The organism is Nocardiopsis deserti (assembly GCF_008638355.1).
Lineage (GTDB): Bacteria > Actinomycetota > Actinomycetes > Streptosporangiales > Streptosporangiaceae > Nocardiopsis > Nocardiopsis alborubida.
The window spans coordinates 272,585-286,780 of sequence record NZ_VWVS01000004.1; the positions used below are offsets into that span (position 1 = coordinate 272,585).

General features: G+C 69.6%; 10 protein-coding genes and 3 pseudogenes. 6 read left to right on the forward strand and 7 right to left on the reverse strand.

Annotation, left to right across the window (positions count from 1 at the left end; all coding sequences use genetic code 11):
- Positions 1–97: 97 nt before the first annotated feature.
- From FYW99_RS32340 to FYW99_RS13940, 3 genes are all read right to left on the reverse strand, one after another.
- Positions 98–2,737, reverse strand: a complete 2,640-nt coding sequence (locus tag FYW99_RS32340; protein ID WP_223839006.1) for a phospholipase D-like domain-containing protein — start codon at positions 2,735–2,737, stop codon at positions 98–100.
- Positions 2,734–4,203: a hypothetical protein gene (locus FYW99_RS13935; RefSeq protein WP_150252471.1), complete on the reverse strand. Its 1,470-nt coding sequence runs from the start codon at positions 4,201–4,203 to the stop codon at positions 2,734–2,736. The genes FYW99_RS32340 and FYW99_RS13935 overlap by 4 nt, the downstream gene beginning before the upstream one ends.
- A 213-nt stretch (positions 4,204–4,416) precedes the next feature.
- Positions 4,417–4,803, reverse strand: a complete 387-nt coding sequence (locus FYW99_RS13940; protein WP_223839007.1) for a DUF7691 family protein — start codon at positions 4,801–4,803, stop codon at positions 4,417–4,419.
- Positions 4,804–4,935: 132 nt separating this feature from the next.
- Here FYW99_RS13940 and FYW99_RS13945 point away from each other — a divergent pair, with 132 nt between their 5' ends.
- The 4 genes and pseudogenes from FYW99_RS13945 to FYW99_RS13960 all read left to right on the forward strand — a co-directional run bounded on the left by FYW99_RS13945 (position 4,936) and on the right by FYW99_RS13960 (position 7,861).
- Positions 4,936–5,544 carry a hypothetical protein gene (locus FYW99_RS13945; RefSeq protein ID WP_223839009.1) on the forward strand — a complete coding sequence of 203 codons (609 nt, stop codon included), beginning with the start codon at positions 4,936–4,938 and terminating at the stop codon, positions 5,542–5,544.
- Between the two features lie 323 nt (positions 5,545–5,867).
- Positions 5,868–6,104 (forward strand): annotated as a pseudogene (locus FYW99_RS13950) (acyl-CoA desaturase); the annotation flags it as partial.
- 280 nt (positions 6,105–6,384) lie between these two features.
- Positions 6,385–7,002: a DUF1707 SHOCT-like domain-containing protein gene (locus FYW99_RS13955; RefSeq protein WP_150252472.1), complete on the forward strand. Its 618-nt coding sequence runs from the start codon at positions 6,385–6,387 to the stop codon at positions 7,000–7,002.
- A 247-nt stretch (positions 7,003–7,249) separates the two neighbouring features.
- Positions 7,250–7,861: a DUF6518 family protein gene (locus FYW99_RS13960; RefSeq protein WP_150252473.1), complete on the forward strand. Its 612-nt coding sequence runs from the start codon at positions 7,250–7,252 to the stop codon at positions 7,859–7,861.
- Here FYW99_RS13960 and FYW99_RS13965 read toward each other — a convergent pair.
- Positions 7,858–8,298: pseudogene (locus tag FYW99_RS13965) on the reverse strand (CYTH domain-containing protein); the annotation flags it as partial. The gene FYW99_RS13960 and the pseudogene FYW99_RS13965 sit on opposite strands and share 4 nt — an antisense overlap.
- Positions 8,299–8,312: 14 nt before the next feature.
- Here FYW99_RS13965 and FYW99_RS13970 point away from each other — a divergent pair.
- Complete coding sequence (locus FYW99_RS13970; RefSeq protein WP_150252475.1) at positions 8,313–8,912, forward strand: hypothetical protein; 600 nt, start codon at positions 8,313–8,315, stop codon at positions 8,910–8,912.
- A gap of 46 nt (positions 8,913–8,958) precedes the next feature.
- Positions 8,959–10,032, forward strand: a pseudogene (locus tag FYW99_RS13975) (TPR repeat region-containing protein); the annotation flags it as partial.
- A gap of 47 nt (positions 10,033–10,079) precedes the next feature.
- Here the strand turns inward: FYW99_RS13975 and FYW99_RS13980 are convergent.
- From FYW99_RS13980 to FYW99_RS13990, 3 genes are all read right to left on the reverse strand, one after another.
- Entirely contained in the window at positions 10,080–10,268 is a 189-nt protein-coding gene (locus FYW99_RS13980; protein ID WP_223839011.1) for a hypothetical protein, read from the reverse strand.
- 154 nt (positions 10,269–10,422) lie between these two features.
- Positions 10,423–12,243 carry a UvrD-helicase domain-containing protein gene (locus FYW99_RS13985; RefSeq protein WP_150252477.1) on the reverse strand — a complete coding sequence of 607 codons (1,821 nt, stop codon included), beginning with the start codon at positions 12,241–12,243 and terminating at the stop codon, positions 10,423–10,425.
- Positions 12,233–14,131 carry an ATP-dependent nuclease gene (locus tag FYW99_RS13990; RefSeq protein WP_190394657.1) on the reverse strand — a complete coding sequence of 633 codons (1,899 nt, stop codon included), beginning with the start codon at positions 14,129–14,131 and terminating at the stop codon, positions 12,233–12,235. Before FYW99_RS13990 ends, FYW99_RS13985 begins: the two co-directional genes overlap by 11 nt.
- Positions 14,132–14,196 lie beyond the last annotated feature (65 nt).

Here is a 14,196-nt window from a genome sequence, read left to right on the forward strand (position 1 = left end):
TCGTAAGGAAACGGGGGAAAGGCGGTCAGGGCAAACCGTTCCAACACGGGCTGTGCCGGTGGTGTTCGGGTGCGACAGCGCGCATGCCCGCTTCGGTTCAGAGCGGTACGTGGAGGAAGCCCACCTTCTCCAACAGGGCGATGTGATCGGTGCCGAGGCCGTCCAGAAAGGCGCTCACGTCCGGGTGCGGAGCCCGGTGCAGCGGCGCGCTGGTACGCAGGAGCCCCACCCGCGACAGCTCCTCGCCGCCCAGGCGGGAGAACGGTGTGGCGGGCGGATCGACGCGGTACAGCCGCCAGGCGCTCCCCCTGGGGCGGGAGGCGAGCAGCATCCTCGGCCTGCTCCACACCAGCAGCGCCCAGGCCTTGGGGCCCTGGGCGTGCACGATCACCGGCCCGACGTGTTCCTCCAGGATCTCGGCGACCCGGGCGGCCACCGGAACCGGGTTGGTGAAGTCCCCGTAGACCCGGTGCACCCCGGAGTCGGTCTCCAGGGTCCAGCCCGACGTCTCCAGCAGCTCCTCGCGCACGGACGCCAGGGGATCGTCCTCCCAGGCCAGCCGTATCACCCGTTCGAGCCCGGCCGGGCCGAGCACGCGGGCGTGGGGCGCCTCGGGGGCGAGGAGCAGCCCCGGGTCGAGTTCGGGGTCGGCCAGGGCGACCCGCTCGCGCAACCGGGACCAGGTGGTGCGGGCTTCCTGGGATTCGGGGGTCCCGGCGTTGAGCGGGACGTCCTCCAACAGCAGTCCGGCGCACACGGCGGTCACCAGGCAGGCCTGTTCGAGGGCCTGGTCGGGGATCGCCTCCTCCTCCCGGACCAGCCCGCGGGCCAAACGGGACAGCTCGGGGCGCCAGGACTCGTCCCCGCTGCTCCAGACGCCTCCGCCGAGCAGCCGGACCACCACACGGGTCACCAGGAGCCGCACCACGAGGGGCGGTACGGGAGCGCCCTCATCGGGGGCACAGGTGTTCACCGCGCGCCTGGTCCACCCGCGCCAGTTCCGCTTCTGCTGGTCGGTGAAGCCCCTCCCGCGCGCCTCCCCCGCCTGTACGGCCTCCGGAGCCTCCTCCTGGGTGCCCTCCTCGCTCTCCTCGTCCTCCTCCCGGGCCCCGGCCAGGCTCCAGCGTTCCTCTCCCGCCTTCGAGCCGCCTCGGCTCGCGGCGGGGGTTCGGTGGCCGAACATACTCACCGTCAGCGGTACGCCGAAGGTCCTCTCGCAGTCTTCGAGGTACTCCGCCCACCGGTCCCCGAACAAGGCCCCAACGGTGCCGGAGCGGTCCTCGACGGCTGCCGTCTCCCGGGTCGCCGCGCCGGTCAGGCCGTGCGCGGCCAGCTCCTCCGCCAGTCGCAGGACGTCCCGTTGGAACTCCCGCTCCGATGCGTCGTCGAACAGCGACTCCTCGGTGTGGGCACGGCGCATCCGCGGCCTGGGGTCCTCCCCGGTCGGCCGCGCGCACGCCTTCGGGTCGACGGTGAAAACCGGTGCGGAGGCTCTGCCGTCGGGTACACGCACCCGTACCACCAGCCCGCCCCCGCCCCAGGTGGCGAAGGTTGCCTCCACCTCACCGGCCCGGATCGTGCCCACGTCCTCCCAGGTCCCGGGGGAACCGTGCTGGGACGACTCGACCACGACGTCCGCGGAGTGGGCGTCGGCCAGGGTCACCACCAGGCCCTCCCCCTTCAGGAAGGCTCCGAGCGGCACGGGCACGCCGGAGGCGTGTTCGCTCTCGAACCGCGCGATGGTGTTGACCCCCGCCAGCCGGGAGACGGGAAGAGCCGTGGCCTCGGGCATCAGGGAGGTCTCGACCGGGACGATCGTGCCCAGCTCGCAGTTGCCGCCCTCATGGACGGAACGCAGCAACGCCGCCTCGGTGAGGTTGGCGCTGCCGGTCAGCGCCCACCGCCCCTCCCCCGCCGACCACTCCACGAGCTTGCCGTGGCGGGGCACCTTCTCCTCCAGGAGGCGGAGTTCGGCGTCGGTGCCGGTGAGCGCCCGGGCGAGGGCGTCACCGTCGTAACTGCCCGAGGACTCCTGCACCCCCAGCACCACCCGGGCCGGGTTCAGCCGCTCCACCAGGGCCCGAAGTGCGCGGGCGCCGGGGTCCACGAACGGCGCGTACAGGCGCAGCTCGTCCACGGGACCCGCGTCCAGCTGTTCGATCAGGCCCCGGTCGAGGTTGTGCACCACCCGCGTCCCGGTCTCGTCCGGTGCGCCGACCAGCAGCAGCTCCTCCAGTTGGTCGGCCACATGGTCCAGGCGGTCCACCATGTACCCGGGCAGGCGCACGGCCCCCGATCCGGCGCACTCGCGCAACCACGTGACCAGGCCGTCCAGTTCGTAGGGCATCCCGTCGAAGTCGCCGCGCAGCACCGTCCACAGCTCGTCGTTGTGCCCCCATCCGGCCAGGGTCGGGTTGCCCGAGCCGATCGCCGCCACCAACTCGTGGTCGCCGAGCAGCAGCGCCAGCTTGGGGTGGAAGGCCGACCTCCCGCAGGAGGCCAGGGCGTGCGTGTAGTCGCGTCCGGCCCTGCGCACGTCCACGGGGTCGTGCCTGCTCTGGGCGGCGTCGCCGAGCAGGGTGACAGCCGCGCCCAGACCACGGGCCATGGGCACCGCGGCGCGTTCCAGGAACGGCAGGTCCATGGTGAACCCGGTGAGCAGGAACTCGCGCAGCGGAGCGCCGTCGGTGCGTTCGTGCCACTCGTGGAGCAGGCTCAGCGGGGAGTGCAGGCTCACCCGGCCACCCCCAGCAGCCTCGCGCCGGTGTCGGTCAGGGCCCCGGCGGGTCCCCTGTCCTCGCTGATCAGGTCCAGTTGCAGGGCCAGACCGGCCATCTCGTTGATCCGGGTGGCCGGTTCGCCCCTGCCCTCGTCACCGGTGCTGTAGTACCTGCCGTTGCGCTCGTGGACCTTGGAGAACACGGTGATCCTGCCGCCGGCCCCGATCCTCGTCTTCTCCCGGGCGACCCGCTGGGACTGGTGGAGCATGTCCGAGACCAGTCCGGCGGCGAACTCGGCGACGGGCCGGTCCAGCAGGTCGTCCCTGCGCTGGGCCACCCACAGGGGGTTCAGGAACTCCTTGGCCTGCCCCAGGAAGGCCCGGTGGGCGTCCCCCTCCAGTTCCCCGGCTCTGCGCGCGCCCAACAGCAGCAACTCCACGTTGAGTCGCGGGCCGTCCTCGTGGTGGGCGTCGAGGAGGCCCTCCTCCGCGGCGGCCGGGTGCCCGCCCCCGGTGGTGTCGGGCAGGTCCCGCGCGAACGCCCGCACACTCGTGTCCGGCATCAGCGACGCCACCCGCTCCCGGAGTTCGTCCTCGGTCGAGCCCGACCCGGAGTCCCCGTCGTTCATGCAGCCGGTCACGAACGACCACAGCCGACGCCAGGCTCCCACCGAGAACCGGCGCAGCAGGGTTCCGCGCCATCCCAGGGCCTGGGGGTGGGCGCCCAGGACCGGGTCGGTCACCGCGGTGTCCCCGTAGGCGACGGCGGCGCGGAAGGCCCGCTCCCAGTCCCACTCCCAGGACCAGTCCGGGCGCTCGCGGTAGAGCGCGGCGGTACGTCCCAGGATCCGCAGGGCGGCGCGCCGGTGCAGGTCCTCGGGTTCCCAGGAGTCGGGGTCGTGGAACCCCCGTTCGGAGGCGGTGAACAGGCCCGCCAACCACGGGACCTCGGCTTCGGTGAGGTGGTGCGCCCCCACCTCGGCCAGCGCGACCAGGCGGTCCCGGGACAGGTGGTCGTGCGCGCTCGCCCCGAACAGCGGGGCGAACACCTCACGGACCGGTTCGGGGCACGCGTGCCGACCGGGCAGCGGGAGGGCATCGCCTCCGGAGGCCACCCCCAGGGACAGGCACGGGCCCCGGTAGTCGGACCAGAACCCGAGTCTGCGCGGCGAGTAGCTCCGGAGCGGCGCCTCGGCGCTGTGGGCCGCCGCGCAGGCGGCCAGGTCCAGCCCGTCGTCGCCCAGGTGCGGCCGGACCCCGTCGGTGCCGTGCGGCTTGCCCCCGGCCACGCGGTCGTGGACGTGTCCGGCGTCCTGGCACGCCGCCGTGACGGCCGCCATCAGCACCTCGCCCCGGCGCAGGAGCAGGATCTGCTCCTCTTCGTCGGCGCCCACGCGTTCGCAGTGCTCAGCCAGAGCGGCGTAGAACGCGTAGGGGCGGGCGAAGTGGGTCAGTGTGGAGACGCCCGGGAGCAGTCGGTCCACGGTGTCCAGAACAGGACGGGCCACCCGGAGCGGATCGATCCCGCCCCGTGGGTCCAGTCCTCTACCGGCCCAGACCGGGCCTGTGACGGTCGCTGGCACGGAGGCCTCTCCATACGGGGGGTGGGGGTGCTGACCGAGTCTAGACGGGCGCTTCCCGGGGTCTCCCGGTCCCCCGTCCCCCGGGCCTTGTGTGAGGCGGCTCGTGTGAGGTGTTCAGTGGTAGAAGCCGACGATTCCGTGGTTCCGTCCGGCCGCCGCGCGGATCCACTCCAGGACGGTGTGCACGGACTCGCGCATGGAGTGGTCGTCCAGGGCGTCGACCTGTTCGGTGGTCACCTTGGCCGCCTGCGAGGCCGCGGTGCGGACCGCGTTCTTGCCCCACTCCTCCCCGGACTCCTCACCCATCCACAGGTCGTCCATCCTCACCGCGGTGACGCCCAGCTTCCGCAGGACGGCGTCCACCTCCTCGAACCACCAGTGGTACACCGGTGAGAAGGGGCGGTTGTCGAGGAAGGTCCCGTGGAGCTCGCACTCCCCCCGGGTGTACTCGGAGGAGATCCTGTCGAGGTCGACGCTGTAGGCCATCAGTCCAGAACTCATGACCGGCAACCTACGGTGCCCCTACGACAGCACAGGCCGCCGAAGCCCTTCCTGCCGTCGGTGCGCCCCCACGGAAGACACCGCTCGCCTGCCGCTCACTTCTGGTCGTGACCCGCTGACATGATGTCGTCCATGTCTTCCCCTTCCTCCCCCTCTCCCTCCATTCCCCCCGGCTCCCCGCAGGCCCCGCAGGCCCCGCGTAAGCGTGGTCTGCGTGGCGGCTACGTCGCGAGCCTGGTCTCCGCTGTGGTCACACTGGTGGTCTTGGGGGTCCTGCTGGCGCTGGGCCCCTGGGTGCGTCAACCCGCACCGGACTTCATCAGCGAGGTGGGCACGAACCTGTACGTCCGGCTGGAGGTCGACAGGGAGGACCTCGACACCATCGGGGTCTACGGCCTGTCGTACAGCGGCTCCTGTTCGTTCACCACCCCCTCCGGCGCCTCGGGGGAGTACCGGACCCACGGGGCGAGCAGCTTCGACTACGGGGCCGAGGAGTGGCACCTGGTCCAGAGCCTGGAGGTCACCGAGAGCGGCACCTACAGCATCAGTTGCAGCAACCCGACCTCCGAGTTCGGCGTCGCCTCCACGGACGTGGTCGAGAACGCCAGAACGCGGCAGTTCATGTGGGCGATGACCTGGATCACCCTGCCGGCCTTGGGACTGGTGGCCACCGTGACCTTCGCCGTGGTCACCCGGGTGCGCGACCGACGGGAGAGGGCCGCCGCCTCCGAGCGTCACTGATCCACGTGTGAAGAACCCTGGGGCCCGCCGGTGTGAACTGCTCCCTGGAAGTTGGACTGGAAATCCAGTTCCATCAACCAGGGAGCAGTCCCATGAGAGCGAACAGCTCGCTCACCCCCTCCCAACGTGAGGCCGCGATAGCGTGGTTCGAGCAGGGCAGGTCCGATCAATCGGTGGCGACCACGCTGGGAGTGTCCCGATGGCCGATCCGGCGCCTGTACCAACGGTGGCGGATCCATGGCCCGGGAGCGCTGGTGGCCAAACAGGCGGACAAGTCCTACTCCTTCGAGTTCAAGATCCAGGCAGTGCGCCGCATCCCGGCAGGCGAGGAGAACCTCGAGGTGCGCGACCGCTCCCGCGACGTGTGGTGGCTGGCCACCCCGTCCTTCGGCGAGTCCCGGCACAACCTGCACCACGCCGACCCCACCTGCGCGCGCCACGGCGTGCTCAAGGGCCAGATCGACATCTCCGCCCGCCTCATCTGGATCTTCGAGAAGCTCGGCTGGGCCTCCAAGGTCCGCTGGCCCAACAACGAGCGGCTGAAGGCCAAGATGGTCAACCCGCGGCAGGAGGGCGTCCGGCCGTACACGCCCCGCCGGGTTCTCCGCGCGGCCGCGCTGGACGTGCTGCGCCGCCTGGGCAGACCCAGGACGCCGGTCGTGGCGTGAGGGGCGGAGGGCTCGGGCTGATGGGTGGTGCGGCTGGGTGGTGCGGCTGCTTCCCCGGGCCGGGGAGAAGGCATAGGCGGTGCCCTGGACATGCGCCTGCCGCCCCAGCCCCAGTCATCGCTCAGGCCCTCGGGATGTACAGCCCGGTTCGCCGGCTCCTATTCTTAAGGCCATGAACGCCCAGCCCCCGAAACCCTCTCCGCGCCCCGCTCCCTCCGGAGGGCTCCGCGCCTCACACGACGACCGGGAAGCAGTGGTGGAGCAGCTGCGCGACGCGGCAGCCGAGGGGCGCATCGACCTCGACGAGCTGGACTCGCGTCTGGAGCAGGCGCTGAATTCCAGGACCCACGCCGAGTTGGCCGTCCTGACCGCCGACCTGCCCAAGCCGCAGCCCCCCGAAAGCCAGCCGCCGCTGGTACTCAAGGGCGGCATGCACGGTGCGTCCCGCGGCCCCGGGCGCTGGGAGGTGCCCGGGCACGTGATCGCTCACGGAGGCATAGCGGGCGTGAAGATCGACTTCACCCGGGCCGAGTGCCGCCTCACGGAGGTCGCGGTGGAGACGTACGGGGAGGCGGCTGGCGTCACGATCATCATCCCCGACGGCTGGGCCGCGGACACCAGCGGCATGGACCCCGGCATCGGCGGCCTGAAGGACAAGACCACTCCCGACCGGCTCGCGGGAACCCCGCTGATCCGGCTCACCGGGTCCGGCGGCATGGCGGGAGTGGTCATCCGCCACCCCAACCGCTGGGAACGGCGCAAGCTGAACAGCAACCCGAAGCAGGACTAGCCGCCCTCACCCAAGGTCGCCGACACCCTGTCCTCCCCCCACGAGGACACCCCCGAGTCGGCGCCGAAGGCCCCGGCGAGGCCGCGCCGAGCCCCGAGCGCCCTTGTCCGGGCGAAGGTCCTGACAGGGGGTACCCCCGGTGAGTACGCGACCCACGCCCTCCTCGCGGAGCAGGCGGGCAGCGCAGCAGGACAGCCCTCCACCAGCGCCTCCCCACGCCCTCCGGGGTTTCCTGGATCGGTATCCGGTGCTGTTCCTGGCCCTGGCCGTGGGAGCGGGCTTCGGTTGCGGAGCGCTCGCGGTGTTCGTCGACGGCCTGAACGCCGAGGGGGTCCCGTTCCTGGAGTGGTCGGTCGGACTGTACGTCGTGCCGCCGGTGCTGCTCGGCTGGTCGGCGCTCCGTTCCTGGGCGGCGGCCGCCGCCGGTTCGGCCGCGTACCTGTCCGCCGTTCTCGGGCACCTGGCCACCACGCATCTGGCGGCCGATGACCACAACGTGCAGGAGTACGGGGTCTGGGTCCCGGTGGGGCTCATCATGGGCGCGGTCCTGGGGTCCCTCGGGAGCAGGGTCCGATCACACGTCACGGGTGTCAGAGCGTTCGCCGCGGGTTTTCCCCTCGCGCTGATGGCGGTCTTCCTGTGGATGAGCGTCAGAGCACACGTGGGGGCCGGAGGGGAGGACGTCCACCTGGGCGTGCTCATCCTCGAGGGGGCCCTGGTGCTGCTCGTCCTGGCGCTGTGCCGCGGGTGGGCTGCCCGGGGCGCGGCGCTGGTGTGGGTGCTCGCGTTGAGCGTTCCGTTCGGCTTCGGCCTGTTGTACGTGTTCTCGCTCGTGTGGTTCGCGAGCGGCGATTACTAGGCGGCTGGGGCGGAAGGAAGGTGACGGCCGCACCGGGCCCGGTGTCGGGTCCGGCGCGGTCTCCTGACGTGGTTGGTGGTGTTCTCCCCTGTCAGGTCCGCCTCGGCGTAGCCGGGCAGGGCCGCGACGCGCACCACGTCGGCGCGGCTGTCGGCCTCGGTCTCCAGGTAGGCGGGGATACGCGGCCAGGAGTCGGTCTCCAGGTGGGCGCCGTCCAGGGTGAAACTGCGACGGCGGTTCTCCTGGTGGGCCTTCGGGGTGTAGCCCAGCTTGCCCAGCAGGGCCTTGGCGGTGGCGAAGTCGCCCACGGATGTCTCGGTCTCGCGGGTGCCGCCGATGGCGTCGGAGTCGATCTCCTTGACCGTGAGCGTGACCTGGTCGCCGGTGTCGCACAGGCGCACCCAGCGGGAGGCGTCGCCGGGCTCGATGTCGTAGACACGGCCCTTCGCTGGTGAGCAGGCTCCAGGAGTTGAGCCGGGACCTGGTGGACCACGTGGCCGCCCGCTCGGTGCACGATCCGGCGCTCGTCACTGACCGGGCCTTCACCCACAGGGTCCTACGCACCGCGGCCGAAGCATCCCACGGTGGGTTGGACTGCCTGGTCATGCCCGGGGGAGACCTCAAAATCCCCCTGCCGCTGCTGGGCGCCGCCCTGTCCAACATGGACGGCGACGACCCCGACCTTGGCTTTCGGCCCACGGTCGACCTGGAACTCACCCCCCAGACCTGGGTGGAGGCGTTCGAGCTGTGTCTGGTCAGCGGCCTGGTGTGGGAGAGCGAGCGGCTGATCGGGCCGCTGCTCCGGCAGGACCACGCGCCCGTCGTCCGACACGTGACCACGTCGGCACCCGCTTCGCGCGCCTCAACAGCCGGTCCGGCTCAGATGAACGCGCTGGGCCTGTACCTGACCCCGATGTATGGGCGCCAGAACCTGTCCGAGGTCGTGCTGTGCAAGCCCAGCGCGGCCGAGCGCGCCGAAGCGGCCCGGGCCCTGGACACCGCCAAGGAGCTGACCGCCGAGCAGTCCCTGCTGCGGGTACTGCTGGAGTGACTTCAGCGGTGTCAGAGCCGGTGGCCAGTACACCCAGACCCACACGGACTGGATGGAGCGGGCGGGTTACCTCGACGACCTCCTCTCGAACTCCCACGAGGACTTCGAAGGAGGTGCCGAGTTCTCGACCCGCATGATGGACACCGTCTCGGCATCGCTCGTACGGATCGATGCCCTGGGAGGCGACGACAGCTCCATGTCCGGCCTCCTCGACGTCGCGACGCGCAACGAGGACGCCAACTACGCGGTTCTCACCGGGGATTACCCCGAAGGGGTCGAGGGAGACCTTCCCTGGACCGAGGAGACCGCGCAGAACGTGACGGACCGCATCATCGGTCAGCTCTACACCCACGAGTGGGGAGACGACGGGGAAGCCGCACGCGGTCTCACCGAGTGGATCGAGGGAAGGAGTCCCGGCGAACGCGCCGAGCTCATGACGAACGTTTCCTGCTTCTGGTTTCGAAAGGAGGGCTGGTCTTCCGTGAAGAAGGCTCCGCTGGCGCTGGCTGCCGTCTCCGGCGGTGTTCTCGTGCTTGTCTCCGCGTGCACTTCCCCCGACGGTTCATCGAGCGGAGGCGACTCCCCCGCCTCCGAGGTGTCGGGTGAGCGGGTGCCAGAGCTCTGGGTGAAGAACGCCATCGACGCCCACGTCATCCAGGAGATGTTCGCCAGGAACGAGGACGGGTCCGTCATGGAGAACATCGAGGATTACTACGAGGAGCGCAGAGAGGTCGAGGAGGCCAACAACCTCGAACCTTTCGATGGCATGGCGGTGCTTCTGGACACCGGCGTCCTTGTGGAAACCGGTGAAGGCTATCGCGTGGTGGCTGACCAGGACGAGTGGGACACCGCAGGTCCCGGGCCGGGAGAGAGCGAGGTCCGCGAGGCGATGCTGCATGTCCTGGAAGCCAACACGGTGGACTGGTGCGGCGAGATGAAGGGGTACGAGTTCTCGGAGCTCTACGTTGATTCGTACTGGGGAGCGTTCGACACCGAGGAGGAGTACGTCGCGAGCATCGAGGGATACGTTTCCTGTGACTCGGGGGATGAGCCTCCAGGACCAGCGCCCCGGAGCACGGCAGACACAATGCGCCTCCGCGCCGTCCGAGCGTTCGTTTAGGTCCGCCAGGGCGCCCGCCCGGCCCGCTCCTGGAGCCCCGGGTCCTCTCAGACGGCGAGCAGGTGGAGTAGGGCGAGGGTGCCCGATCTCCGTACCCGCCCTCCAACGGTCAGACCGCGGACCTTGGCAAGGGGCGCCCGCTCGTAGACGCCCTCGTCGAACTCGGTCGGGTCCGCGACGAGTTCAGCGTCACATCCCACGAAGACGTGGTGGGAGCTGCGAAGCGTGCCGATCATCGGCTCGAACGTGGCTACATGCTCCACCGCACCGACCCGGTAGCGGGTCTCGTCCAACGCCTCGCGGACGGCCGCTTGTCTGAGATCTGCAGGAGTCCATGCGCAACGGCCGGCTCCTCACCACTTCATGTTCCCGAACACGTGTGAGAAGGCCTCATGTTGCCACCCGGAACGGAATATCGCGCTCCTCAAGGAATGCCTTGACCCGGAAAAGATGGTCCGCGCAGAGCGCGAAAGCCAGCAGACGACGAGCACGCGTGGCCGCGACGTAGAGGACGTTGCGGTCCTCTACGAGCTCCTGGGTGGCGGGGCGCTCCTGGTCCAGCCAGGAGGAGAGCAGCTCCTCACAGAAGTTCCTCTCGGTCGGCTTCGGAATGATGACCAGGACGGCGTCGGCCTCCTCACCCTTGACCTGATGGATGCTGGTGACCCGGCCCACCTCCACCGGCGCGTCGGCCTGGGGTTGGCTGTGACCACCCACCTTGTAGGCAGGTTCGCCGTCCTTTTTCGTGTTCCTGGGTGTCCATCGAGGCTTGTGCTTGGGGTCTACGAGGTCCTGGCTGGGACTGTGTCGCCTGAACACCTCCCTGGCCTGCTCCCTCCACTCCCCCATCGCCTGGTCCAGGGGCGGAAGGTCGCGTAGCACCAGAGCCTGACTCCGGGCCAATCCCTGCGCTGTGACCTTGTGCCTCTTCAGCCTGGCCGCCTCCGGAAGGTCGTCCTTTCCGCACCACACGTCCAGGATGCTCGCCCGGATGACCGCTCCGGCTTCCTCGCGCTGCTTGGTCGGAGGAGACCCGGCGTTCAGGACACCGACCGCCCAGGCCAGCCTGCCGATATGCGATGTGGGTGGCGTTGCCGCGCCCGTGAGGTCCTTGGGCAGGGAGGATCTGCGGTGCGCGATGACGAGGCGCTCCTCCTGCGGGATCCCGATTCGGTCGGCCTCCTCACAGAAGGCCCGGACGTGGCCGGTCCCGCGGCTCGGCAAGGCGGTGAGGAGAATCGGAACCCGCTCGTCCCGGTGCGAACCGGCCGCGATATCAGCTTGCCGCTCACTCGTGCGCAGGGTCGCGGCGAGGTCGCAGATGGTTTGGCTGGAGCGCCAGTTGTGCCGCAGCCGCAATGGCCGTGCCGCATCGAGGAGCACGGGGGCGTCGCTCGCGGACGCCGTGTCCCGGAACCCGTAGATGGCCTGGTCGGGATCGCCGACAAGCATCAGCGGCAGACCTCGGGCAGCCAGGTCCTGGAGGATCCTGCGGTCCTCGGCCGAGCAGTCCTGAGCCTCGTCGACGACGAGTTCGCTGAATCTGGCGGTGAGTACGGACATCATCGCCCCAGACAGTTCTGGAACAGCGAGCAACCGTAGCGCAAGGTCCCGGACGAGGTCACCGGTGACGTATCCCTCCTCGAACAGCTCGCCGATCTTCTGCGCAGCCCAGAGCTGGGGGTTGTAGGGGCTACGCCCTCCCAGCTTGTAGCGGGACGACTCCCTCAGAGCAGCCGCTCCCACACGCATGCCGTTGTTGGTCGCGGTGAAGGTGAAGTCCTCCAGGTTCAGTCCGCGGTCGCTGGCCCCGGGGTGATCCCTCCACGATTCCAACCGGCGCCAGGACCGTCCGCCCTGCGTGGGGACGCGCAGGTAGGGACGGACCAGATGGAGCCAGATGAAGGTGTCGATCGTGCCGATGAAGTGCGGAAAGGCAGCCAGCTCGGGCTTTCCCGCCTCACGGCAGCGTCTGCGCAGCTCACGACCCGCCACCTTGGTGAACGACGCGATCGCCCGTCCCTTACGCACGGGGAGGGTCCGCTCAAGGTGTCGGTCCACGATGACGCGGGTCTTACCGGCTCCGGGGCATGCCACAACACCAACGGGTTGCCCTGGCAGCGTCTCAACCTCGACGACCGCGCGCTGGGCGACCCGAGCCTGCTCTCGTAGTTGGCTCCCCACGCCCGGGGTCTGAAGGTCAGTGCTCATCGGTGGACTCCCCCTGGGTGATCCACGAGAGCGCGCTACGGAAGTACGTCGGAGGGATCAGGTGTCTGTCCGGCCCGAGCTCCGCCGCGACCTCCAGGAGGTCCTGGGCGAAGTCACCCTTGCGAACACCGTGTTTGCCGAACAGGTCTGCGAACGCCCTGGCCCGTGCCTCCTCCGGCCCGGTGGGCAGGGCATCCCAGTCACCCGCCCATGCTTGGGGACGCTGGTTTCTCCATGCCTCCTGGAGAAGGGGCGCGTTGCGCTCGTCGGCCGCCAGCAGTTCGGGTTCGAGCGTCGTCCGGTTGGAGAAGACCTGAGCGACGTCGTCCGAAGCCTCCAGCTCGGCGAAGAGGTCCCGGAGGTTGCCTGGGCGATCGACCCTCCTCTTCTCGTCCAGACCGAAGAAGTCCCCGTCGGTGATGACCGCGACCCGCTGGGCGATGCGGTGGCCACTCTGCCGGTCCTTGGTCAACAGGACCCGGAGGTAGGGCTCGAAGTCCACTCCGTCGATGGGCACCACCGCTGTTCCCCGGAAACGCTGTAGAGCGGCCCGGTCGAGGAGTTGTTCCGCGAAGGCCGGTGCCAGGATGGCCTCGGCGATTCCCTCCAGGAGGAGCACACGAGGGCCGAAGAGTAGGGTGCTGCGTGTGGCGTTGAGATACTGGCGGACCCTGCGCAGACTCGCGTCCGTCAGTCCGAGGCCTTGGACGGCGACCGCCTTGGAACGGTATTCCGGAAGACGTGCCGTCGTGGCTTCCAGCTCAGCCTCCTCTTCCTTCTCAGCACCTTCTTTCCTTTCCGGCTCCATGTGACGGTGCCGCTGGAGCACCACGAAGTTCTCCGGACCGACAGCGGTGGCGATGTGGGGTGAGTGCGTGGTGACCACGACCTGGATGCGTCCCAGCCAAGCGTCGCCCACGACTTCGCGCTGATGGCTCCTGGCCGCCTCCTCGGCGAGGTAGTCCATGAGGATCGTCTGGAGCTGGGGGTGCAGGTGGGCTTCGGGTTCCTCGACCAGCAGCAGTGTCAGATCGGCCTCGGCGGCGTCCTGGAGCTGGGTGAGGACGGTGGCCATGAACAGCAGGTTGGCGTAACCCAGGCCGCTCTGGGCGAGGTCGCGGGGGTCCAACCCGACCTGTTCCAGCCGCAGGCGCAGCGCGCGGGTCACCGACGCGAGAGAGGTCTCGGCGAAGCCGACTCCCACTCGCTGATGGTGAGCTCCCTCCGTGAGTCTGGTCAGTCCCTTCTGGACGTGCTTGGCCGCAGCGGTCAGAACCGGGAGTTCCTCAATGATCTGGAACTGCTTCTCCACATCAGCGATGAAACTCTGGCGCTTGTCGACATCCTTGAGCAGCCGCTCAACCACATGCTGGACCCGACTACCCGCGCTGGACGCCAGCTCACGCCGGGCATCGCGCAGGGGTGGCAGATAGAGGTGACGGATGCGCTTACGAGCGGCGGGCTCGGGGTCGTGGTCGGCCGTGTCCGTCTCACCCGCCTGCCAGGAGAGCTCTCCCCGCTGGCTCACGGTCGGGGGCGGTGTGTAGGTGAGCCGATAGCTGATCGAGTTCCGGTCAGGGTTGAGAGCCTGGTTGTAGGGGGCGAGGTCACTGATCTTCTGGAAGGCGTACCGCCCCGCGAACTCGATGCTGAGCGGACAGTCAGGCCGGTGCCCTCCCGCAGGGCATCCGTCGCGGTACAGGTCGTCGCGCTGTAGGTGGAGGTCGCGCTTGCCGTCCAACGGCTCGGTCAGATGCCGGATGGCGTCCATGACATTGGACTTGCCCGCGTTGTTCTCTCCCACCAGCACGGTCACACCGGGTTGGAGGGTGATGGTCGCGTCGGCGAGCGAACGGAAGCCCCTGAGTTGGAGTCTTTCGAGGTACACGGGCGTCCTCCGATGCCGTGGACTACTGGGGGAAGCCTCTGCCATCAGAGGCGATGCTCACAGCA